21 protein-coding genes are annotated in these 22,223 nt (G+C 66.2%); 11 read left to right on the top strand and 10 right to left on the bottom strand.

Annotated features, from left to right (window positions below):
- Positions 1–41 precede the first annotated feature (41 nt).
- Complete coding sequence (locus ABRP28_RS10225) at positions 42–497, bottom strand: hypothetical protein (RefSeq protein WP_350004450.1); 456 nt, start codon at positions 495–497, stop codon at positions 42–44.
- Between the two features lie 183 nt (positions 498–680).
- On the opposite strand from ABRP28_RS10225, the gene ABRP28_RS10220 reads away from it, so the two are divergent.
- Together ABRP28_RS10220 and ABRP28_RS10215 are read left to right on the top strand one after the other, a co-directional pair.
- Positions 681–1,106, top strand: coding sequence for a DUF302 domain-containing protein (locus ABRP28_RS10220; protein ID WP_350004452.1), 426 nt, complete (start codon positions 681–683; stop codon positions 1,104–1,106).
- Positions 1,107–1,111: 5 nt separating this feature from the next.
- Entirely contained in the window at positions 1,112–1,804 is a 693-nt protein-coding gene (locus ABRP28_RS10215) for a class I SAM-dependent methyltransferase (RefSeq protein ID WP_350004454.1), read from the top strand.
- A 401-nt stretch (positions 1,805–2,205) separates the two neighbouring features.
- On the opposite strand, the gene ABRP28_RS10210 is transcribed toward ABRP28_RS10215, so the two are convergent.
- Positions 2,206–3,111, bottom strand: a complete 906-nt coding sequence (locus ABRP28_RS10210) for a phosphatase PAP2 family protein (RefSeq protein ID WP_350004455.1) — start codon at positions 3,109–3,111, stop codon at positions 2,206–2,208.
- Between the two features lie 75 nt (positions 3,112–3,186).
- Between ABRP28_RS10210 and ABRP28_RS10205 the strand changes: the two genes are divergently transcribed.
- The 3 genes from ABRP28_RS10205 to menD all read left to right on the top strand — a co-directional run bounded on the left by ABRP28_RS10205 (position 3,187) and on the right by menD (position 8,516).
- Positions 3,187–4,197 (top strand): o-succinylbenzoate synthase, encoded by a 1,011-nt coding sequence (locus ABRP28_RS10205; protein ID WP_350004457.1) that lies wholly within the window; start codon positions 3,187–3,189, stop codon positions 4,195–4,197.
- Between the two features lie 232 nt (positions 4,198–4,429).
- Positions 4,430–6,505, top strand: a complete 2,076-nt coding sequence (locus ABRP28_RS10200) for a PhoX family phosphatase (protein WP_350004459.1) — start codon at positions 4,430–4,432, stop codon at positions 6,503–6,505.
- Positions 6,506–6,713: 208 nt separating this feature from the next.
- Positions 6,714–8,516: a 2-succinyl-5-enolpyruvyl-6-hydroxy-3-cyclohexene-1-carboxylic-acid synthase gene (gene menD, locus ABRP28_RS10195; RefSeq protein ID WP_374152830.1), complete on the top strand. Its 1,803-nt coding sequence runs from the start codon at positions 6,714–6,716 to the stop codon at positions 8,514–8,516.
- Here the strand turns inward: menD and ABRP28_RS10190 are convergent.
- Positions 8,513–8,977, bottom strand: coding sequence for a MarR family transcriptional regulator (locus ABRP28_RS10190; RefSeq protein ID WP_350004461.1), 465 nt, complete (start codon positions 8,975–8,977; stop codon positions 8,513–8,515). The two genes, menD and ABRP28_RS10190, sit on opposite strands and share 4 nt — an antisense overlap.
- 125 nt (positions 8,978–9,102) lie before the next feature.
- On the opposite strand from ABRP28_RS10190, the gene ABRP28_RS10185 reads away from it, so the two are divergent.
- The gene (locus ABRP28_RS10185) at positions 9,103–9,642 is read left to right on the top strand and encodes a YceI family protein (RefSeq protein WP_350004463.1); all 540 of its coding nucleotides are present in this window, start codon (positions 9,103–9,105) and stop codon (positions 9,640–9,642) included.
- A 60-nt stretch (positions 9,643–9,702) separates the two neighbouring features.
- Here ABRP28_RS10185 and ABRP28_RS10180 read toward each other — a convergent pair whose 3' ends face one another.
- From ABRP28_RS10180 to ABRP28_RS10160, 5 genes are all read right to left on the bottom strand, one after another.
- Positions 9,703–10,932 (bottom strand): aminotransferase class I/II-fold pyridoxal phosphate-dependent enzyme, encoded by a 1,230-nt coding sequence (locus tag ABRP28_RS10180; protein ID WP_350004465.1) that lies wholly within the window; start codon positions 10,930–10,932, stop codon positions 9,703–9,705.
- A gap of 287 nt (positions 10,933–11,219) precedes the next feature.
- The gene (locus ABRP28_RS10175; protein WP_350004467.1) at positions 11,220–12,020 is read right to left on the bottom strand and encodes an amino acid ABC transporter ATP-binding protein; all 801 of its coding nucleotides are present in this window, start codon (positions 12,018–12,020) and stop codon (positions 11,220–11,222) included.
- Positions 12,021–12,032: 12 nt separating this feature from the next.
- Positions 12,033–12,824 carry an amino acid ABC transporter permease gene (locus ABRP28_RS10170; protein WP_104184452.1) on the bottom strand — a complete coding sequence of 264 codons (792 nt, stop codon included), beginning with the start codon at positions 12,822–12,824 and terminating at the stop codon, positions 12,033–12,035.
- A 150-nt stretch (positions 12,825–12,974) separates the two neighbouring features.
- Positions 12,975–13,775: an ABC transporter substrate-binding protein gene (locus ABRP28_RS10165; protein ID WP_350004472.1), complete on the bottom strand. Its 801-nt coding sequence runs from the start codon at positions 13,773–13,775 to the stop codon at positions 12,975–12,977.
- Positions 13,776–14,000: 225 nt separating this feature from the next.
- On the bottom strand, positions 14,001–15,404 hold the full coding sequence (locus ABRP28_RS10160) for an isochorismate synthase (RefSeq protein ID WP_350004477.1): 1,404 nt from the start codon (positions 15,402–15,404) through the stop codon (positions 14,001–14,003).
- 114 nt (positions 15,405–15,518) lie between these two features.
- Here ABRP28_RS10160 and ABRP28_RS10155 point away from each other — a divergent pair, with 114 nt between their 5' ends.
- The 4 genes from ABRP28_RS10155 (at position 15,519) to ABRP28_RS10140 (ending at position 19,964) form a co-directional block, all read left to right on the top strand.
- Positions 15,519–16,295 carry a demethylmenaquinone methyltransferase gene (locus tag ABRP28_RS10155; RefSeq protein ID WP_350004479.1) on the top strand — a complete coding sequence of 259 codons (777 nt, stop codon included), beginning with the start codon at positions 15,519–15,521 and terminating at the stop codon, positions 16,293–16,295.
- A gap of 3 nt (positions 16,296–16,298) precedes the next feature.
- Positions 16,299–17,630 (top strand): geranylgeranyl reductase family protein, encoded by a 1,332-nt coding sequence (locus ABRP28_RS10150; protein WP_350004481.1) that lies wholly within the window; start codon positions 16,299–16,301, stop codon positions 17,628–17,630.
- Positions 17,627–18,727: a polyprenyl synthetase family protein gene (locus tag ABRP28_RS10145; RefSeq protein ID WP_350004483.1), complete on the top strand. Its 1,101-nt coding sequence runs from the start codon at positions 17,627–17,629 to the stop codon at positions 18,725–18,727. The genes ABRP28_RS10150 and ABRP28_RS10145 overlap by 4 nt, the downstream gene beginning before the upstream one ends.
- 817 nt (positions 18,728–19,544) lie before the next feature.
- Positions 19,545–19,964, top strand: coding sequence for an endonuclease domain-containing protein (locus ABRP28_RS10140; RefSeq protein ID WP_374152829.1), 420 nt, complete (start codon positions 19,545–19,547; stop codon positions 19,962–19,964).
- A gap of 140 nt (positions 19,965–20,104) precedes the next feature.
- On the opposite strand, the gene ABRP28_RS10135 is transcribed toward ABRP28_RS10140, so the two are convergent.
- Together ABRP28_RS10135 and ABRP28_RS10130 are read right to left on the bottom strand one after the other, a co-directional pair.
- Positions 20,105–20,530 carry a hypothetical protein gene (locus ABRP28_RS10135; RefSeq protein WP_350004487.1) on the bottom strand — a complete coding sequence of 142 codons (426 nt, stop codon included), beginning with the start codon at positions 20,528–20,530 and terminating at the stop codon, positions 20,105–20,107.
- 62 nt (positions 20,531–20,592) lie between these two features.
- Entirely contained in the window at positions 20,593–21,249 is a 657-nt protein-coding gene (locus ABRP28_RS10130) for a trimeric intracellular cation channel family protein (RefSeq protein ID WP_350004489.1), read from the bottom strand.
- Positions 21,250–21,310: 61 nt separating this feature from the next.
- Here ABRP28_RS10130 and ABRP28_RS10125 point away from each other — a divergent pair, with 61 nt between their 5' ends.
- Positions 21,311–22,180, top strand: a complete 870-nt coding sequence (locus ABRP28_RS10125; protein WP_350004491.1) for a CbiX/SirB N-terminal domain-containing protein — start codon at positions 21,311–21,313, stop codon at positions 22,178–22,180.
- The last annotated feature ends 43 nt before the right edge of the window (positions 22,181–22,223 follow it).

Here is a 22,223-nt window from a genome sequence, read left to right as displayed (position 1 = left end):
CGTTTCCGCAGGTCAGGAGCATATAGTGCCGTGGTGGCCTGCTAGCTTCCGGCGCTGTCCAGGGCGTCATCGGCGTCAGACCTGGCGTTGCCAAAGTCGCCCCTGAGGACTTTGAGGGCGTACTTCTCCAGGTCGATTTCCTTGCGGCTGCGGACTCCCATCCGCCGGAAAAGGGGGATGGGCGGGCACCAGCCCTGAATGGCGTGCTGGACAAGGAAGGTGAGGACAACAGCCGGCAGTGCCAGCCATTTCTTGTTGACTGCCGCAGCCAGCACGGTGCCGGTAAGGGCAAGGGAAGAGGCGTTGAGCTCCAGCAGGCGCTCGATGTCCCACTCGCTGTCAAGCTCCCGGATGCGCGCCGAAATCTCTGACTTTGACCGTGCTTCGTAGGACTTGATGTGCTCTTCGATTTCGTGGTCAAGGTGCGTCTGCACCGCGTCCGGGGTCGCCGCCCGCACCGGTTCTGGAATGTTGAACTGGGGTTCCTGGTCTGCCACGACATCTCCTTTGATCCGATGCCCTCATGCTACCGTCCATGTCCGTAGGCATTGTGGGTGCCCCGCAGCTGACAACTGACGCTACGAGTGCTGGCGGTTCGTAGCCCCCCATAGCCATAAACACCCCCGGGGGTATACGATGGGGCGTACCCATCAGTCGGAGCAACCGCCTAAGGAGGCAACATGAGCTACACGCACACCATCACTGTCCCGCTTGCCTGGGACGAGGCGCTGCAGCATGCGAAGGACGCCCTGGCCGAGCAGGGTTTCGGCATCCTTTCGGAGATCAACGTCCGCGCCACCTTCGAGGCCAAACTGGGGGCTGAAGCCGCCGCATCCCTTGGCGACTACGTCATCCTCGGCGCCTGCAACCCGAATCTTGCCAGCCGGGCCCTCGGTGCCGATCCGGACATGGGTGCCCTGCTGCCCTGCAACGTGGTGGTCCGCCGCGGCACCGACGCCGGGGAAACTACTATCCAGGCAATCGACCCGCAGACCATGGTGCAGTTGAGCGACAACCCTGCGGTCAAGGAAGTAGCGGACGACGCCGACACGCGCCTTCGCGCGGCCCTCGCCAGCCTTAGTGGCAGCGCCGGCCCGGCGAACTAAGCAGCATGACCGGCGGCAGCCAGGGAATGGATCCCGCGGGGGAGCGCGGGCCGGCGGAACTGCAGCATCCCCGCTTCGCCCGGGCCTACGCCCGGGTGGTCGGGGAGATGAACCGACGCGGCGCTACCGGACACCGCCGTGAGCTGCTGGCCGGGCTGCGCGGTTCCGTCGTGGAAATCGGTGCGGGCGACGGGTCCGGTTTCGCGCTCTACCCGCCGGCCGTAACCCACGTGCTGGCCATCGAGCCGGACGACTACCTCAGGAGTGTCGCCGCCGCCAAGGCAGCTTCCGCCGCGGTGCCCGTGACGGTCCGCGCCGGAGCGGCCGAGCACATACCGGCAGCGGATGCCAGCGTGGATGCCGTGGTGTCCAGCCTGGTCCTGTGCAGCGTCAGCCAGCAGGCCCCGGTGCTGGCCGAGATCCGGCGCATCTTGCGTCCCGGCGGAACCCTTGCCTTCTACGAACACGTCCGCTCGGATAACAGGCTGATCGCGGCGGTGGAAGACCTGCTGACGCCTGCCTGGCAGCGGTTCGCCGGCGGATGCCATCCCAACCGGGACACCGTGGCTGCCATTGGGGACGCTGGCTTTGCGGCGTTAAGCAGCCGGCGCTTCAATTTCGCCGTAGGCCCCTTGTCGCCCGCCTGGGCCCACGTGCTGGGCACGGCCGTCAATCCCGGGCACCCTGCCGGGGACTGACCCGGCACAAGCGTGGAAATCCCGGCGCCGCCATTGGGGGGAAGGGCGACGCCGGGACGCTTTAGGAGCGCGCGGTCCGGTTGCAGGGGGACCAACGCGCTCGCCGTCTCACGGCTGCCAGGAGCCGGGCGGAAGGCTGCTGATACCTGGCGGGGCCCACTTCAAAACTCCGCCAGGAGAGTGATGGGCTGCGGAACCATCCGGCTGGATGGCCTGCCGCCTGGCTGCTGCTGCCGCCCGTCTCCTGATAGCCACTACTATCTACCGGGCCCATCAAAATACTCACCAGTAATACGTCAAGGTTCGGTCAAGGTTTCGTGGGGTTCTGAGAGCCTGGTCGGCCCCGCCCAGGCCCGTGTAGGCGGCGGGGAATATCCCGTCTTCCCCGGGACAGGTGACGGTCAGCGCCTTGCCGGGACCCGTCGTCGTGCTGCGTACGCGAACAGGGACGTTGTGGCCACCGTGGCCAAATACCCGGCGATCACAATGAGTGAGATTCCGGCCCAGAAATAGTGGGTGGTGCTGGTCTCCTGCCAGGGGCTTGGGGCAATGCGCGCCAGCGAGTACAGCGCCACCGCAGCGGACGCCAGCCCGATGAAAACCGGCAACGTCAGCCAGACCCGGGCCGACCCTATGTGCCCGCCAAAGCCGTCCCAGGCATTCCACGTCCCGCGCCGGACGATGAGCCAGCCGGCAGGAATCATGAAGGCGCCCACCAGCAGGAACGCCGCCACCACGTCCGCGGGCCGGTGCCACTGGTTGATCAGCGTGGACACCCCTGATGCGATGGCGAATGTGCCGCCGACGAATCCGGCCATCGGACGCCACCGTGGCGAGGCCATGAGGAACACCGCAGCCGCCGCCGACGCCGCCAGCGTGGTGTGCCCGGACGGCAGCGAGTTGAATGCCAGGGTGACCACGCCCTTGTCCGGGCGGGCCGGCAGGAGGTCCTTCAGCACCTGCGTTGCTATGTTGGCCCCGATGCAGGCTGCCACGGCAATCCCGGCCTCCGCCCAGTGCTTCCGGATCACGGTCACAAACAGGACCACGACGGCGGCCATCACCAGGGAGACCGTAGGCAGCAGGTCCAGGAACTTGGTGGTCGCCTTGCCCGCCGGCCCGTGCAGCTCCACGGCTTCCACCAGCGCGGATTCATCAATGAACTGGCCCGTGGTGGTCTGGACAAAGTAGTAGTAGGTGGCCACCAGTCCGGCCACACACGCCAGCGTGGCGAGCATGAACAGGAAACCCGAACCCGTTGCGGGTTGGGCTGCGGTCCTGCTCGTTGCCTGGCGTTGAAGAGTCATCGGGTTAAGGGTGTCACAGAAAGCTGGGATCCCGCCGAAAGTCACGCATTGCCGCACGCTTGTACAGTTGGATCCATGCCTGCCTCCCCGCCGCACCTGCCCGCGCTCGAGGAGCTCCTGGCCGGCGCGCACGTGGTCAGCCTGCCTATGCGGGTCAAGTTCCGCGGCATCATGGAGCGGGAATCGCTGCTGCTGCGGGGCCCGGCAGGCTGGGGCGAGTTCTGCCCGTTCCCGGAATACGGCGATGCCGAGGCGTCCCGCTGGCTGGCCGCCGCCATCGAGGCCGCCTGGGAGGGGTTCCCCGCGCCGCTGCGTTCCGCTATCCCGGTCAACGCGACGGTCCCCGCCGTGCCCGCGGACCGCGTTTCCAACGTACTGGCGCGCTTCGGCCGCGTGGACGCCGTGAAGATCAAGGTTGCCGAGTCCGGCCAGACCCTCGACGATGACGTCGCCAGGGTTGCCGCCGTGCGCGCGGCGCTGCCGGACGCCGCCATCCGCGTGGATGCCAACGGGGGCTGGGACGTGCCCGGGGCGGTCGAGGCACTTACCCTACTTGCCGGCGTCGGGCTTGAATACGCCGAGCAGCCCGTGCCCACCATTGCCGGACTCGCTGAGGTGCGCCGCCGGCTGCGGGCCGCGGGCACCCCGGTGCTGATCGCTGCCGACGAAAGTGTCCGCAAGGAAACCGACCCCCTGCGGGTGGCGCGTGCCGGTGCGGCCGACCTCCTGGTGGTCAAGGTGGCACCGCTCGGGGGAGTGCGGCGCGCGCTGGACATCGTGGCACAGGCCGGGCTGCCCGCCGTCGTCAGCTCCGCGCTGGACACCTCGGTGGGCATCCGCGCCGGCCTTGCCCTGGCGGCCGCCCTGCCCGAGTTGCCGTATGCGTGCGGGCTGGGGACGGTGTCCCTGTTTGAATCGGACGTCACCACGGATCCGCTGGTGGCCGACGACGGCGCCATCCGCCTCCGCGACGTTTCCGCCGACGCCGGGCTGCTTGAGCGGTATGCGGCATCCGGGGAACGCCGGGACTGGTGGCTGGCACGCCTGCGCCGCGTCCACGCACTCCTGGAACCCTCTCTCACTTAACGTCGCCTTTCCCGGGACCCTCTCTCACTTAACGTCGCCTTTCCCGGGACCCTCTCTCAGTTGATGCGGGTTTTCCTGGCACGCTCTCTCACGTACGACGGTAATGACGACGCGCGTGACACATTTCTGCAGGTCATATTCGGTTCACCGGAACTTCACTTTCTGGATGACTCCGCGTAGAAACCGCTTGACAAGGTGAGTGAACCGCATCGATTTTCCCTGGAAGGCCCCCATGTCTGAAACGACTGCCCGCAAGTTCACCCTGCTGCCGATGCTCGGCCATACCAAGGGCAAGCGCAGCGCCGTCACCTGCGCGCTGAAGTGCGACAACGCCTGCGCCGGCGACGTCTGCAACACCAGCTCCAACAGCTACTTCCGTGACATCGCCTCCACCACCATGTCCCGCCGCGCCGCCCTGGGCTTCGGGGCCGCCGGTGCGCTCGCCGTCGTCCTCGGCTCTGCCGCAACCTCCCCTGACTCAGCACACGCCGCCGGCCTGTCCAAGGCTGCGAAGGAAGGCTTCGGCAAGTCCAAGCTGCAGTTCACCGCCATCCCGTCCATCGACGCCATGGTTGACGCCGTCACCGTCCCGGAGGGCTTCACCTGGCAGCCGGTCATCCGCTGGGGTGACCCCATTTTCAACGGTGCGCCGGAGTTCGACCTGAACAACCAGACGGCCGCCGCGCAGGAAAAGCAGTTCGGCTACAACAACGACTACACGGACATACTGGAGATCCCGGGCAGCAAGGGCCGCCGCGCTGTGCTCTTCGCCAACCACGAGTACACCAACGAGAACATCATGTTCCCGGCCACCATGTCCGCGGACCAGATGCGCGCTGTGGGGGCGGCCGCACACGGGCTGTCCGTGGTGGAGCTGGAGCGCAAAAACAAGAACAAGCCGTGGACGTACGTCAAGGGTGCGCCGCTCAACCGCCGCTTCCTCAACAACACGGTCTACGAACTGACCGGCCCGGCCGCCGGCTCGTCGCTTCTCAAAACGGTTGAGGATCCTGCCGGCCGCTTCATCAAGGGCACGCTGGGCAACTGCGCGGGCGGCACCACCCCGTGGGGCACCATCCTGTCCGGCGAGGAGAACTTCCAGAGCTACTTCGTTGCATCGGGAACTTCCGCAGGGGACAAGCGGTACGGCATCACCAGCAAGCCGACTGCCCGCCAGTGGGAGCTGGACGAACCGCGCTGGGACACCCGCAACCCCGGCTACGAGAACGAGGCGAACCGCTTCGGCTGGATCGTGGAAGTTGACCCGTTCGACCCCACCTCCACGCCCAAGAAGCACTCCTCGCTGGGCCGCTTCAAGCACGAGGGCGCCAACGTAATCATTGCCGAGTCCGGGCACGTTGTGGCCTACTCCGGCGACGACGAGCGCTTCGACTACCTGTACAAGTTCGTCTCGAAGGGCAAGTACCGCGAGGGCGACCGCAAGCACAACATGACCCTCCTGTCCGAGGGCAACCTCTACGTCGCCAGGTTCACGGGCAACTCGCCGGCCGCCGAAATCACCGGAACCGGGGCTGTCCCCGCCGACGGAGCCTTCGACGGCATCGGCGAGTGGCTGCCGCTGGTGGTGGACGGGGCTTCCGCTGTTCCGGGCATGACCGTCGAGGAGGTCCTGGTGTACACCCGCCTGGCCGCCGACAAGGTTGGCCCCACCAAGATGGACCGCTGCGAGGACGTGGAGCCCAGCCTGCACACCGGCAAGGTCTACGTGGCCTGCACCAACAACTCCAACCGCGGTGTCGGTTCGAACGAGGCCGCCACCGAGGTCAACCCGCGCAACCAGAACCGCGACGGCCACATCGTGGAGATCACCGAGACCGGCGGCCAAACCTCCACCACCTTCAGCTGGAACCTGCTCATGGTCTGCGGCGATCCGGCCCAGGGCGACGTCACCTACTTCTCCGGCTTCCCGGTGGACAAGGTTTCGCCCATCTCCTGCCCGGACAACCTCGCATTCGACTCCGTGGGCAACCTCTGGATCTCCACGGACGGCGCACCCTCCGGCATTGGCCGCGCCGACGGCCTGTTCAAGGTCACCCTGGACGGCGCCGAGCGCGGCAAGGTGGAGCAGTTCCTCGCCGTTCCCCGCGACGGCGAAACCTGCGGCCCCATCATCCACGACGAGGAGCGCACCGTGTTCGTCGCGGTGCAGCACCCGGGCGAGGACGGCACCTTTGACGCTCAGGTTTCCTTCTTCCCGGACTACGTCGCGGAGGGCACGACGCCGGCACCCGGCCAGGCGCGCGCACCCCGTCCGTCCGTGATCCAGGTGTTCCGCACGGACGCCTAAGCCCCACTGCGACGCTCTATCACTTAACAGCGGTTTTCTGGCGACGCTCTATCACCTGCCGTCCGGCCTTGGGCGGCAGGTGATAGAGCGTTCCGGTTAACCCCGCATCAGGTGATAGAGCGTTCCGGTTAACCCCGCATCAGGTGATAGAGCGTTCCGGTAAAACCCGCATCAAATGAGAGAGCGTCCGGGGTGGCAGACTGGTTTGGTGACTTCGCTGAACGAACCTTCCCCGGACACCACGCCTGACCCCGCTTCTGATACCGCGACTGACACCTCTTCTGAGGACGCACCTGACGGCACGCCCGGTGCCGGAACCCAGCTGAGCGCGTTGGCGGCGGCGCGGATTGCCGTCGGGGTGTTGGTCGACGGCGGCGTGCAGCACGTGGTGGTGTCGCCTGGGTCCCGCTCGGCCCCCATGGCGTACGCCCTTGCCGAGGCTTCGGCCGAGGGCAGGGTGGAGCTGCTTGTCAGGATCGATGAGCGTTCGGCCGGGTACACGGCGCTGGGACTGGCCCTGGCCACGGGATCTCCTGCGGCCGTGCTGACAACGTCCGGGACAGCCGTGGGGAACCTGATGCCTGCGGTGATGGAGGCCAATCATGCCGCTGTTCCCCTGGTGGTGCTGTCCGCCGACCGGCCGGACGAGCTGCGCGGAACCGGCGCCAATCAGACCACCGTCCAGCCTGACCTTTTCGGCGAGCAGGTGCGGTTCGCCGCGGACATAGCCGCCGGTACCGACCCCCGGCGCGCCATCCAAACGGGGCTTTCCGCCGCCACCGGCGCGTTCCCGGACCTTCCGCCGGGGCCCGTTCAGCTGAACCTGGCGTTCCGGGATCCGCTGGTTCCGTCGGCGGGGGAGGAGCTGCCGCCTGCAACGGAGCGGCCGCGCTATCGGATCGGCACTGAGCCGCTCATCATGAACCTGCCAGCGGCTTCAGCCGACCTGCCCGAGCGGCGCACCGTAGTCCTTGCCGGGCACGACGCCGGGCCCGTCGCCGAGGCGTTTGCCCGCGCCCATGGCCTGCCGCTGCTGGCAGAACCGTCCTCCAACGCCCGGTTCGGGCCGAATGCGGTAGGGCCCTACCGGCTGCTGCTGGAGCACTTCGGCCCAGGCGCGGCAACGCCCATTGAACGTGTGGTCCTGTTCGGCCGGCCCACGCTCTCCCGCCCGGTGGCAGCACTTCTGGCCAGGGCCGACGTTCAGACAGCCCTTTACCAGCCCGTTCCGGTGGCCTGGTATGAGCCCGGCCGGCGCACCGAGCTGCCGCTGGAAAGCCTCGCTGACCTTGCAGACTTCGCCGGCCGCGGGGCGGCAGACTGGTTGGATACCTGGCTGCTCGCGGGCTCGGCCGCCCAGCATGCCCTGGATGGCATACTTTCGGCCGAAGCTCCCGCGAGTGGCCCGGCAGTGGGCTCGCTGGTGTGGAAGAACACCCGTGGCCAGCTCCTCCTGGGTTCCTCCAACGGCATCCGCGACGTTGACCTCGCTGGCCTGCCCGCCCCCGAGCCCGCTGCCACGGTGTACGCCAACCGGGGCCTGGCTGGGATCGACGGCACCCTCTCCACCGCCACCGGCATCGCCATCGGGGGCCGGCAGGAAACCACCGTCCTGCTCGGTGACGTCACGTTCCTGCACGACGTCGGCGGCCTGCTCCTCGGCGCCGGGGAGGAGCAGCCTTCGCTGCGGATCGTTGTCCTCAACGACTCCGGGGGCGCCATCTTCGATCTCCTGGAACACGGTGCGGTGCGTGAGGCCGGAACGTACGGCGACGCCGTCGAACGCCTCTTTGGCACCCCCCACACAGTGGACATCGCGGCACTCGCCGCAGCGTACGGCGTCGGGCATTGCTCGGTGAGTACGACGGCGGCACTCGCCGAGGCCCTCGCACGGCCAGTTGAGGGCCGCAGCATCGTGGAAGTCCGCACTGACCGGCAGGGGCTCAGGGCCCTGCACGCCAGGATCAAAGAGGCCGTCGCCGCCGCAGTCGGGGGAGTATTGGCGCGCTAAGAGGGGGAGTCCGGCTCAAGTTTCGCCATGACACGGGAGGACAGCTCGACCAGCATGCGCCGCTCCTCAGGAGTCATCACCTCAAGGAAGTTCTCCCTGACCCACTCGATGTGCCCGGGACCTGCTGCACGCAGGGCTGCCCGGCCTGCCTGCTTTATATGAACCAGAATGCCGCGGGCATCATCGTGCGCCGGTTCCCGGCTGATAAGCCCACGTTCTTCCATCCGTCGCAATTGATGCGCAAGCCGGCTGCGGTCCCAGCCGGCACTGCGGCCGAGGTCCCGGGCCCGCATTCCGCCGGCGCCGGCCGCGGCAAGGGGAGCGAGCATCTGGTAGTCGGCGCCTGATACGCCGCTTCCGGCCAACTGCCTTTCCATCCCGGCTGCCAGTTGCCGGCTGAAGAGGATGTAGGCAAACCACACTTCCTCTTCGTCCCGGGTCAGGCGGCGATACTCAGGCAACGTGCATCCTATTCCTGGAGGAACCATATAGTTGTTGACACGTCAGCATAACAGGGGCAGTGTTGTTGACACATCAGCAATTTCCCGGCGCGGGGGAAGCGGGCCAAGCCCTAAGGAACAACGCCATGACCACGCAATCAGCCACAGACGTCCCCACGCTGCCGGACGCCGGCACGTACCGGGTTGACCCCCAACGCTCCAGCGTCACCTACGCCTGCCGGCACATGTTCGGCCTGGGAAGGGTCCGCGGCAACTTCACCATCTCCTCCGGGCTACTGAACATCTCCTCAACATTGGCAGGGAGCAGCGCCAGTGCCACCATCGACGCGGCCAGTTTCGACTCCGCCAATCAGCGGCGGGACCGCGACGTCAAAGGCCGGGGCCTGCTCGATGTGGCCGCCTTTCCGACCATCGCGTTCTCGTCAACGGGGATTCGCGAGGATGGAGGTGCCATACTTGCCGGCATTGTGGCCATGCACGGAGTGGAAGCTGCCGTGGAAGTGACGGCCCTGTGCTGGGAGTCCCCGGCTCCCGGCCAAATCCGCGTTACGGCGCGGGCCAACCATCTGGACCGTTATTTGTTCGGGATCACGGGTGCAAGGGGCTTCGTGGGCCGCTACTTCGACCTCGCCTTCCAGGTGGTTGCAGTACGCACCGGAAGATAAGCCCGCCGCGCTGCTGCGCGTCGATCCAGCACGGGACACCCTGCGGGTAGGTCCGTTGGTTCATGCCCCGGTCCTGTTCCTGCTTTCCTTCATCGCCGCTTCGAACGCAGGCAGGCTGCGTTCGATCATGTCATCGTTGGCCGTCAGGGAGATCCGGAAGAATCCAGGCGTCTCAAACAGCACACCAGGGAAAACAAAGACATTCCGGCGGGCAAGGGACTCTGTGAACGCCTCGTCGTCCCCAACGGGGGAAGTTACATACAGGTAGAACGTGCCCTCCGGCCGGTGGAGGTGGTAACCCATGCCGCTGAGGGCATCCACGAGCCGGTCCCGGCGCCGCTGCAGCTGGCCAACGTCGATGGTGAACTTCTCCAGTTCAGGCAGCGCATGCTGCAGCAGGGCGTTGGGATACACCCAGCCCATGGCCACCTGCAGGCCGATAATTGCGGGGCGCATCTCCTCCCGGTGCGGCATCGTGGGCGGCAGCGCGAGGTAGCCCACCCTCTGGCCGGGGGAAAGGTGGGTTTTACCGTAGGAGTACGCCAGCAGGGTGTGGGCATAAAACTCCACAGGACTGTGGAAGCGGAGGCCGTCGAACACTATCCGGTTGTAGGCCTCGTCCGACACCAGGTAGATCCGCCGGCCTATCCTTGCGGAGGCAGCCTCCAGCAGCTCCGACAGCCGACGCAGCAGCTCGGGGGGATAGACCCGTCCGGTGGGGTTGTTGGGCGAATTTACGATCACAACCCGGGTCCGGTCCGTAATGCCAGCCTCAATCGCGCCGAGATCCAGATCGAACGTGGTGGTGTTGACTTTCACCTTCACCGGAACCAGACCGGCTTCAAGGATGAGGGGCTCATACAGAAACCATGGCGGCAAACTGAAGATGACTTCATCGCCCGGATCGGCGACCGTCTTAAGCGCCAACGCTATTGCGGCGAAGCCCCCGGTAGTGAGGTAGATATCCTCTGCCCGGAATGGCAGGCCCAGCAGCTGCTCGAGGGACTCCGCCGCCGCCTGCCGGGCAGCCTCGCCGTTCGTCTGATAAGCGAACCACTGATCGTGCTGCGGAGTGAGGGCATCCCGCAGCGTGTTGACGTAGCGCTCGGCCGGCATTTGATGCGGGTTGCCGAACGTGAAATCACAGACTTCCGCCAACTGGCCCTTCCGGCGCACGTTCGCCGCCGTGATGTAGGCATCGACCCGCTGGAAGGAGGGGATGGACGCCAGCCGGGCAGCGCGATCCGATACTGCGGCGGGGGCCCGGGACGGGGTGGCAGAATCTGTCATGCCAGCGCTCCTCTAGCGGCCGCCGGTTGTGGCGGCAGGCGGATTTGCCAGCGCGCTGCTGAGCCAGTGGAGGCTGTAGAAGGACCCATTGTCGGCTCCACCATGCGGCGATGTAAAGGGCTCGCCGCAACGAACGTGCATCAGCCGGCGCCCCGCCGTCGTACGCGTCTTGTCTGATTTCGACGCGCTAATCACCTGCCGACGCGGAAATGCCCTGGCGCTACTGGAATACCAGCAGCGCCAGGGCATATGTGGGTCGAAAACGAACCAGCGGGTCGAAGAAGGGCCTACTCCTCGATGTCGATGTGCGTCGGGTCAAGGACGCGGCGCAGGAACTCCTTGGTGCGGGGCTGCGTGGGGGAGGAGATGACCTGCTCGGCCACGCCCTCTTCCACCACAACGCCGCCGTCCATGAACACAACGCGGTCGGCCACTTCACGGGCGAAGCCCATCTCGTGGGTGACCACCAGCATGGTCATGCCTTCCTTGGCGAGGTTCCGCATGACGGAGAGCACGTCGCCCACGGTCTCGGGGTCAAGCGCGGAGGTGGGCTCGTCGAAGAGCATCAGCTCCGGGTCCATGCTCAGCGCGCGGGCGATGGCCACGCGCTGCTGCTGGCCGCCGGAGAGCTGGTCCGGGAAACGGTCCGCGAGATGCCCGAGGCCCACGCGCTCCAGGTTGTGCATGGACACTTTGTCCGCCTCGGCCTGGGAACGCTTGAGGACCTTGGTCTGGGCGATGGAGCAGTTGCGCTTGGCGTCCAGGTGGGGGAACAGGTTGAACTGCTGGAACACCATGCCCACCTTGCGGCGCATCTTGTCGATGTCCACATCGGGGTCCGTGGCCTCGAAGCCGCCCACGTGGATGCTGCCCTCGTTGGGCTGCTCCAGCAGGTTGACGCAGCGCAGCAGGGTGGACTTGCCGGAGCCGGAAGGGCCGATCAGGCACACCACTTCGCCGGGAGCCACGTCCAGGCTGATGCCCTTGAGGACCTCGTTGGAACCGTAGGACTTGCGCAGGTCCTTGATGGCTACGCCGGCCGCGTGGATGGTGCTGGTGCTGCCGGAGGAATTTACGACGTCGTTCATGGTCTTCCCTGCCTATCGATTGTTCCGCGCGGTGCGGCTTTCGAACTTCCGGGCCAGGAAGCTCAGGGGAATGGTGATCACCAGGTAGAAGGCACCGGCCACCAGAAGCGGCGTGAGGCCTGCGCCCAGGCTGGAAATGCCGTCGCGGCCGAACTTTGTGAGCTCGTACTGCGAGGCCGTGAGGCCCAGGACGTAGATCAGCGAGGAATCCTTGGTCAGCAGGATGACCTCGTTGGTCAGCGGCGGCAGCACGATCTTGAAGGCCTGCGGGATGACGATGGTGATCATGGCCCGCCACTGCGGCATGCCCAGCGACCGGGCGGCTTCCAGCTGGCCCTTCGGTACCGCCTGCAGGCCGGCGCGGAGGGTTTCGGCGATGTAGGCCGAGGCCACCATGCCCAGCGAAACCATGACGATCACTGTGATGTTCCAGGAAACGCCGAAGGCCAGGGGCACGCCGTAGCCGAAGGCGATGAACACCAGCAGCGCCGGGATCCCGCGGAAGAACTCGATGTAACCAGAGGCGATCCAGCGGTACAGGGGGAAGCTGGAAAGCTTCATGAGGGCAAGCAGCAGGCCGCCGGAGAGGCCCACTATGAAGCCGAGGAACGTGTAGATCAGGGTGTTCGTCAGCCCGGTGACGAAGATGCCCGGGAACATGGGCCCGATTTTGCCGAAGTTGAAGACGCTGTTGCCGATGGTCTCCCAGTCGGTGGCGAGGATCAGCGCGGCGATGGCCACCACGAAGATTCCGGCCTGGACGTACAGGCTTACTCTGGCTCGCTGACGTGCGGTCATTGCCATGGGTTGCTCACATTCGTTGTGCGTGGCAGAGGCCCCGGACGGACTGCGGTACAGCTCGTCCGGGGCCCCGGCTGCGTAGTTCTCAGGGCCGTGACACGGCCGGGGCGGGGGAGCCCCAGGCCTGCGCGGCGACTACTTGGCGGTGGTTGGCTACTTGGCGGTCTCGCCGAACCAGGTGGTCTTGAACTTCTCCAGGGAGCCGTCCTCGGTCAGGCGCTCAAGCGTGCCGTTGACCTTCTCCAGCATTGCGGTGTTGCCCTTCTTGATGGAGATGCCCAGCTGCTCGCCGGTTGCGAAGTCCTCAACGCTCTTGAACTTGGGCTGGTCCTTGATGGCGTAGCCCAGCACTGACTGGTTGCCCAGGGCGGCGTCGATGGTACCGGCCTCAAGAGCCTGTACCAGGAGGCCCGTGTCCTCGAACTGCTGAGCGTCGATGCCCTGTTCCTCGGCGTAGTCGGCGCCGGTGGTGGCCTGCTGCACGCCAACCTTCTTGCCCTTGGCGTCTTCCAGGCCGCTGATGCCGGAGTCCTCGCTGGCCACCAGGGCCAGATCGTCATCAAGGTACGGGGTGGAGAAGTCCATGACGGACTTGCGGGTGTCGGTGATGGAGATCGAGGAGATGCCCAGGTCGCACTGGGTCAGCGCGGTGCCGGTCTCGATTGCCTCGAAGGAGCTGTCCACGATGCTCAGTTCGGCGCCGAAGTCCTTGGCGAGCTCCTTGGCGATGTCCACGTCGAAGCCGACGGTCTCGCCGTCCTTCTCGAACTCGAACGGCTCGTAGGGGATGTCCGAGCAGACCGTGAGCTTGCCGGCGTTGATGAGCTGGATGCCGCCTTCGGAGGCTGCAGGGGTGGAACTGCCGCCGCACGCCGTGAGGGTGAGGGCGCCGGCGGCGAAGACTGCTGCTGCCTTGGCGGTCATTTTGGCCGTAGCCAGGGACTTGAGCTGCATGTTTTCTTACCTTTTGTTGCGGGGAGTATGCGGTACTAAATCGGTTCATAGTGTAGCGCCGATTATGAGATGTGCATCACAGGAAACTAAGTTTCACTATTGGATAACTAAATCACAGGCGAAAGCAAGCCCGCAGGCGCACAACCTGTCTCCCATCCCGGACTGGTGCCCAACTGAGTAGCAGCAGATGCTCTTCTGGCGCTTCACAACGACATCAGCTGCCACCTAGTTGGCGATGCCCAGCGACTCCAGCATCGGCCGGAACTTGGCCCAGGTCTCCGCCAGCTCGGCTTCGGGCTGCGACCCGTCCACTATTCCGCAGCCGGCATACAACCGGACCGTGTCCGGAGACTCGATCACAGCTCCGCGCAGGGCGATGCCCCACTCGCCGTTGCCCGCCGCATCGAGCCAGCCCACGGGCCCGGCATACGGCCCTCGGTCCAGGTGCTCCAGCTTCCGGATCAGTGCACCGGCAACCTGCGTGGGTGTTCCACAGACCGCGGCCGTAGGGTGCAGCGCATTGATGAGTGCCAGGCAAGTGGGAACGTGGCCCTCGATCTCGGCCAGCTCGGCCTTAACGTCCGATGCCAGGTGCCACACGTTGGGCAGCTCCAGGATAAAAGGCTCGTCATGCGCATTCATCGCCTCGGAGAACGGCGCCAGCTGCGTGGTCAATGACTGGATGGCGATCTCGTGCTCGTGCCGCTGCTTTTCGGACCCGGCCAGCACCCGGGTGGCGTAATCCATCGGGAGGCCGTCCTCGCCGTGCGCGTCGCGGCGGTCCAGTGTTCCCGCCAGCACCCGCGCCTGGGCCGTGCGTCCTTCCACCTGGATCAGCATCTCCGGCGTAGCCCCCACCAGCCCGTCCACCCCGTACGTCCAGCACTCGCGGTAGCGTGCGGCGAGTTCGCGCAGCACCGTGGCCGCGTGCACCCCCGACGGGATGGTGGCCACCACGTCCCGCGCCAGGACCAGCTTCTCCAGCGCCCCGGTCCGGATCTCGGCCACGCCCGCCTCCACGGCCGCCATCCAGGCTTCTTCGCTCAGGGAGCCCGTGTGCAGGGTTGCACCGGCGGCGAGCGGGAGGGGACGCACGACGGCGCCACCCCCCTTGGCGGGGACGGCAGCCAAGGTGCGGTCCCCGGCAGGGTCCCCTGCCGCCGTCGTACTTTCTGAAGGCTCTGCCGCCGGAACCGCAGCGCTCCGGAGCCAGCGGTCCAGTGCGGCGACTGCCGTGTCCTCGGTCAGGGGGCCGTCGTCGAACGTCAACTGTGTCAGCCAGACCTGCCCGTCCCGCACGCCCACCACGATCTCCGGGACGATCAGCCGGGACTCGTGGGCGGAGGTCTTGGAAAACGCGAAGGAGCCAAAAGCCACGGGGCCGGTGCCGGGGAGCTCAACGGAATCGGCGACGTCGGCCTCAAGGACAAGGTGCCGCCACCAGATGTCCGCCTCAAGGAACCGCTCCGGACCGGTGGCTGTGAAACGCGCAATCTCACCGAAGCCCGCCAGCCCGGCTTCCCGCCGGGTCCAGCAGAGGACGTCGTCCCGGACCAGAAACGCAGGAAGCCCCCCGGGGAAATCATTTCCATCCAGGGGGACTGTCAGGGTGCGGAACGTGCTCGTCATGATGAGACAACACTACTCCCGCGTACCCGATGGCCTTCCCCGGCCCGGGTGGAGCCGGAATGCGACGAATCGCGGCTGGTCAGCACCGCCGGGAACATTTGAGACAATGACATGGTGAACCGAGCATCCTTGGATAAGCGTCCGGACGAAGTAGCCACCATGTTTGACGATGTCGCACCGAAATACGACGTCGTCAACGATGTCCTGTCAATGGGACAGACGCGCCGCTGGCGCAAGGTTGTGGTGGAAGCCATGGAAGTCTCCAAGGGCCAGCGCGTGCTGGACCTGGCGGCCGGCACCGGAACGTCCAGCGAGCCGTATGCCGATGCAGGCATAGACGTTGTGGCCTGCGACTTCTCCCTTGGAATGCTCAAGGTTGGCAAACGCCGCCGCCCCGACATCAATTTTGTTGCCGGTGACGCCACCAACCTGCCGTTCGCTGACAACTCCTTCGACGCCACCACCATCTCCTTTGGCCTGCGCAACGTCAACGAGCCCAAGAAGGCGCTGCTGGAGATGCTTCGCGTCACCAAGCCCGGGGGCCGGCTGGTTATAGCCGAGTTCTCCCAGCCCGTGGTGCCGCTCTGGCGCACCATGTACACCGAATACCTCATGCGGGCGCTGCCGGCCATTGCCACCAAGGTCGCATCCAACCCGGACGCGTACGTCTACCTTGCCGAGTCCATCCGCGCCTGGCCGGACCAGGACCACCTGGCCGCCTGGCTGCAGGAATCCGGGTGGGAGAAGGTCACCTACCGCAACCTCACCGGCGGAATCGTCGCGGTGCACCGCGCGTTCAAAGCCGCAGAATCAACGCCGGACAACGCTGCTGCCGCCATCGCCGCGCACAAGGGCCCCGTGGCCAAGCTGCGCCGCAACATCACCCGCTGACCTGTGAAAGTACTGATAGTCGGCGCAGGGCCGGCCGGTTCCACCGCTGCGTACTACCTTGCCAAGGCAGGCCTGGACGTCACCGTCCTGGAGAAGACGAGCTTCCCGCGCGAAAAGGTCTGCGGCGACGGCCTGACACCCCGCGCGGTCCGGGAAATCCAGAAGCTGGGCCTGCCCCACCCCGAGGGCGACGGCTGGCGGCGGAACAAGGGCCTGCGCCTGATAGCCGGCGGGCGCACCATCGAGCTGCCGTGGCCCGAGGTTTCGGACTTCCCCCAGTACGGGCTGATCCGTACCCGGCTTGGTTTCGACGAGGAGCTCGCCCGCCACGCCGAATCCGCGGGTGCCACCATCCTTGAGCGGCACAGCGTCACCGAGGCCATCCGTAACGACGCCGGCCGCGTCAACGGCGTCCGCGCAGCGCTCCTTGACGAGTCCGGACGCAAGACGGGGGAGGAACGCGGGTTCAGCGCCGACGTCGTCCTCGCCGCCGACGGCAACTCTACCCGCACCGCCGTGTCCCTCGGCATCCAGAAGCGCGACGACCGCCCCCTCGGCGTGGCCGTGCGCACCTACTTCACGTCCCCGCGGACGGACGACGACTGGATGGAAGGCTGGCTGGAGCTCCCCGGCCGCGACGGAAAACTGCTCCCCGGCTACGGCTGGGTGTTCGGTGTGGGCGACGGTACCTCCAACGTGGGCCTGGGCATCCTGAACTCGTCCAAGGAATTCGGCAAGCTCGATTACAAGCAGGTCCTGCGCGAATGGACCGCCGGGATGCCCGCAGAGTGGGGCTTCACGCCGGAGAACCAAGTGGGCGAGATCCGCGGCGCCGCGCTGCCCATGGGCTTCAACCGCACACCGCACTACTCGCCGGGGCTGCTGCTGCTGGGCGACGCCGGAGGCATGGTGTCCCCGTTCAACGGCGAGGGCATCTCCTACGCCATGGAGTCCGCCAGGTTTGCCGCGGAGTTCATCATTGACGCCTCCTCGCGCTCGTCGGCAGCGGGCGGAACGTACGACGCCGATGCGCACCTTTCGCGGTACGCGGACTATGTGCGGGACCAGTGGGGGTCCCACTTCACCCTGGGCCGGGCGTTCGCTGCTTTGATTGGCAAGCCTGCGGTCATGAAGCTCGCACTCCGGACCGGCATGCCCATCCCGGTGCTGATGCGGTTCGTGGTCCGGCTCCTGGCAAACCTCACGGACCCGTCCGCGAAGGGCTTTGAGGACCGGGTGATCCGCGTACTGGAATCGCTGGTTCCGGCCACATCCAATACGCCGCCGGCCCCGAATCAGCGGTATCCGCAACAAAAAGTTAGGGTTAACCCGTGACCAACCCCGCAGACCACAGCTGGACCCGCGCCGGACACGGCGTGACCGCCGCTGAACCTTCGCTCAACACCAGCGCCATTGCCACCGGCCTCCAGCTGCCCGCCGGTTTCGCCGCCATCGCCGGAGACGCTGAGCTGGGGCCGGCCATCACCAACAACCTGGCCAAGGTGGAGAAGAAGCTCCGCGAAGCCATCGCCAACTCCGATCCGCTTGCTGACGCCACGTCGCGCCATCTGGTGGAAGCCGGCGGCAAGCGCATCCGTCCGCTGCTGACCCTGCTGTGTGCACACCTCGGCGACGCATCGCTGCCTGCCGTGGTGCAGGCCGCCGTCGTGGTGGAACTGACGCACCTCGCCACCCTCTATCACGACGACGTCATGGACTCGGCCCCGTTCCGCCGCGGTGCACCCACCGCCCACGAGGTCTGGGGCAACTCCGTGGCGGTCCTCACCGGCGACCTGATTTTCGCCCGCGCCTCAATCCTGGTATCCGAACTCGGTTCCCGGGCGCTCGGCATCCAGGCCCGTACCTTCGAGCGGCTGTGCCTGGGCCAGCTGCACGAAACCGTGGGGCCTCGTCCGGACGAGGATCCCGTGGAGCACTACCTGTCGGTGATCGCGGACAAGACCGGCTCGCTGGTGGCTGCTTCCGGCCAACTCGGCGCTATCTTCGCCGGAGCCGATCCCGCCTACGAATCCGTCCTGGTGGAGTACGGCGAGAAGGTGGGCGTGGCCTTCCAGCTTGCGGACGACGTCATCGATGTCACGGGCATCAAGGTCAAGTCCGGCAAGTCACCGGGCACGGACCTGCGCGAAGGGGTTCCCACCCTGCCGGTGCTGCTCCTGCGCAGGGCCGCCGCGGACGGTGACCAGTCCGCCGTCGAACTTCTCCGGCTGATTGACGGCGACCTCACCTCGGACGAAGCCCTTGCGGAGGCCGTGGCCGGCCTGCGCGAGCATACCGTTACTGCCGAGTCCTGGGTTGTGGCACGCCAGTGGGCCAACGAGGCGATCGACGCCCTGGCGCCGCTCCCCGAAGGCGTAGTCAAGGACTCGCTGTCCAGCTTCGCGCTGGCCGTGGTGGACCGCGCCAGCTAGACAAGCTTTCATGAAGCCCGGTTCCGTAAGGGGCCGGGCTTCTTGGTGCGCTGCGCAGGGGCAACATGCGTTTAAAACGGGATAGCCCCGGTCCGCAGCAACGATACGAGTCATACGTTGCTTTGAACCGAGGCTATCTCTCCGTTCGCATCAGACCCGCCGGAGGCGTTTAGCGGATCCGTGAACAGTCTATGACAGCTTTGTCACAAGATGCAACTACTAATTTACTACTGGTGTCACGGACTTGTCGGCGCTGAGTTTCCCCACCTTTCTCCCCCGAACTGGCAGGAAACCCGGCGAGTTGCCGGGACCCGCCGACAGGCAGCTCGAAAGCCGGGGAAATTCAGCAGGAGTTTTGTCCACATAGGCCTCCCCGGAACTGCATTTCCCGTCGAAGATTGGGTCTGCTGGCTCCATGGACCTCACCCGATTTCTCATGGGCGCAGGCTCAGTTGCCCGCACATCCACACTTCTGCAGGCTGGTTTCACCGACCGGAGCATTCGCAATGCGGTGGCGCTGGGCGACATCCGCCGTCTCCGGCACGGGGTGGTGGCACTGCCCGGGGCCCCGGCGGACATGACTGCGGCTGTCCTGGGCAATGGCCTGCTGACCTGTGCTTCTGCCGCAGTACATCGCCGACTTTGGCTGTTGAGGGAACCGTCAAGGGTTCACCTCCTCTGCCGGCACCGTGGGCCGGCGGACGCCATCGTGCACCGCGGGTCCCTGATTCCTCCGGATTCACCAAAACCGGTGGCGAGCACCGCTGACGTGTTGATTCACAGCCTGCGCTGCCTTCCGGCTATGGAAGCTGCCGTCATGGTGGAGAGTGCAGCGCGGCAGGGTCTTACCACCCTCGGCTACCTGCGGGGGCGGCTGCCCGGTAAGCGGAACGGTGCAGCCAGGCGCGTGCTCGAGCTCGTTGACGGTACCGCAGATTCGCCCATCGAGGTGGTTGCCCGGATTCTTTTCCGCGCGGCGGGCATTTTCACGGAGACACAGGTGGAGCTCCCCGGCATCGGCATCGTGGACTTCCTGTTGGAAGGATTCCTGATCGTCGAGCTCGACGGCGCCACCCACCTTGAGCCCCGGCAGGTAAAGAAGGACCGTGCCAGGAACAACGCCAGCACCCTCACCGGATATGCGGTACTACGTTACGGGTACGCCGACGTGGTTCATCACCCGGAAAGAATCATGGCCGAGGTGTGGCAGGTCCTCCGGGGCCGGGTTATCCGCTGAGATTCGCAAGGTTTTGCTGGCGAACCGGGGGAAACGCCGTCATCAGAGGGGGACACGCCGCCGCGCACCCCAAAAGGTGAGGAAACTCAGCGGGCGCCGGAGGATCTCGAAGCCACGCTGAAACGGAAGAGAGGGAAGCCCTAGTTGTCGTCGTCCTCGAAGGCCCACTCGAACATGTCGAACACGAACTCCGAGAAGGTGCCTTCCTCGGACTTCCACTGGCCGCGGGCGTTGTTGCGCCGGTACACAATGGGGTCCGGGACGCTGAGGTCGCCCACCCGGAAGCCCCAGGTGTATTCCTCTTCCTCGTCCTCAAGGAACATCAGGAAGCCTTCGTCGTCGACCTCGAGCTCGTCGGGATCCCAGAAGTAGTGGTACGCCTCCATCAGGTCCTCGCAGCCACCGACGGCCAAGTAGAACTCGCGGAGTACCAGGGGGATCTGGAACTGGTGGTCGGCCAGCGCCTTGTCCAGCTCCTCCGCGGTGAGCCCGTCTTCTGCCTGCCATTCGTCTTCGAGATACTTCGGAACAAGCGCACGGAATTTCTCGAGGAACATGTCAGTCATGCTTCATATCCTAGCCAATCCCGGCCCCTGCAAAGTGACAGCGGAGCACCGCGGGAACAGCTTCAAACCCCGGAGTCGCTGCCCCGCCGGTGCCACCCGTGGACGGCGAGCGGCGCCTGCCAGGAGCGCCGCCATGCCAGGATGCGGAAAGTGAAAACCACCGCCGCGATGGCCGATCCCGTCAGGACGTTGAAGACCCCCAGAACCCACAGCCCGGCGGTCATCGCGGCCCCCACGAATGCCGGCAGCGCGTAAATGTCCTTGGGGTTGAAAAGTTCCGGAACTTCGTTGGCAGTGATGTCGCGCAGCAGCCCGCCGCCCACCGCCGTCGTGACTCCCAGCAGCACCGACGCCACCGGGTTCATCCCCGCAGCCAGGGCCTTGAGCGTGCCGGTCATGCAGAAGAGGGCAAGGCCGCCGGCGTCAAACAGCGTCAGCAGGGACGTATAGCGCTGGACGCTGGGAAACAGGAAATACACCAGGGCGGTGGCCAGCAGCGGCGGCACCAGGTAGGCCGGGTTGGTGAACGCCGCCGGCGGCCCGCTGTTCAGGATGATGTCCCGGATTACGCCGCCGCCGAGTCCCACCAGGGAAGCCAGCAGCAGGGAGCCCACAATATCGATGTGCTTCCGCGCCGCCAGCAGGGATCCCGACACCGCGAAGAAGAAGACGCCCAGCAGATCCAGCCACACCGGCGAGTTGTCAAAGGCGAATGTCATGGAGCGTCCCGGCAATTCAAAAGAGGGCGGACAGGGCGGCTCCAACGTTACGCTAGCCGGTATGAACAGCCCCATCATGATCGCTTGCGCCCATGGGACGTCCAGCACGCAGGGAGCCGCCGAGGTCAACGCCCTGCGCGCCGCCATCGCCGGACTGCGCCCCGGCCTTGACGTCCGCGAGGCTTATGTGGACGTCCAGCAGCCGGACCTGGTGGACGTGGTGGCTGGCCTGCCCGAGGGGGAGGCCGCCGTCGTGGTTCCGCTGCTGCTCAGCGTGGGCTACCACGTGAAAGTGGACATTGCGCGGGCGGTGAAGAGCAGGCCGGGCAGTGCCGCGGCCGCGCCCCTGGGGCCCGATCCGCGCCTGGCCGCGCTGCTGGACCAGCGGCTGCGCGAGGCCGGCGTGACGGACAACGATGTGATCGTCCTGGCCGCGGCGGGTTCCTCCAACCCCAACGCCGCCGTCAGCGTCGAGGAACTGCTGGGCCAGCTCCGGGGTCTGCGGTCCAACCGGATAGTGGCCGCCTACGGTGCCTCCGCAAAGCCTTCCGTGCCCGACGCCGTCGCGATGCTTCGCGAGGAGCTGGAAGGCGGTGCCGGGGCGGGGGAGTCCGCGGGAGCGGTCGACGTCGGCGGGCGCGTGGTGATTGCCTCCTACCTCCTGGCGCCGGGCTTCTTCCACGACCAGCTCGCCAAGGCCGGGGCTGACGTCGTGACCGAACCCCTGCTGCCGTCCCCGGTGCTGGCCGAGATCGCCCTCGACAGGTATGACGCCGCCGTCGAAAAGGCCCGTGAAGCCGCCGCCCACCCGCCGGCCGAACCAACAGCGCAGGCCCCCCAAAAGGCCCCTGTGGAACCGGCCGCAAATGCACAGCAGGGTGGCTTGTTCAAGGCTGTCCGGCGTTTCGTGACGAAATATTTCCCTAGGTGACTTAGCGTTTCCAGGCCTTTGTGACGCTCTTCGGGCGGGACCT

This window comes from Pseudarthrobacter sp. WHRI 8279, from assembly GCF_040224115.2.
Taxonomy (GTDB): domain Bacteria; phylum Actinomycetota; class Actinomycetes; order Actinomycetales; family Micrococcaceae; genus Arthrobacter.
The sequence above is the reverse complement of the archived record's forward strand: the minus strand, read 5'-3'. Positions and strand labels throughout refer to the sequence as shown.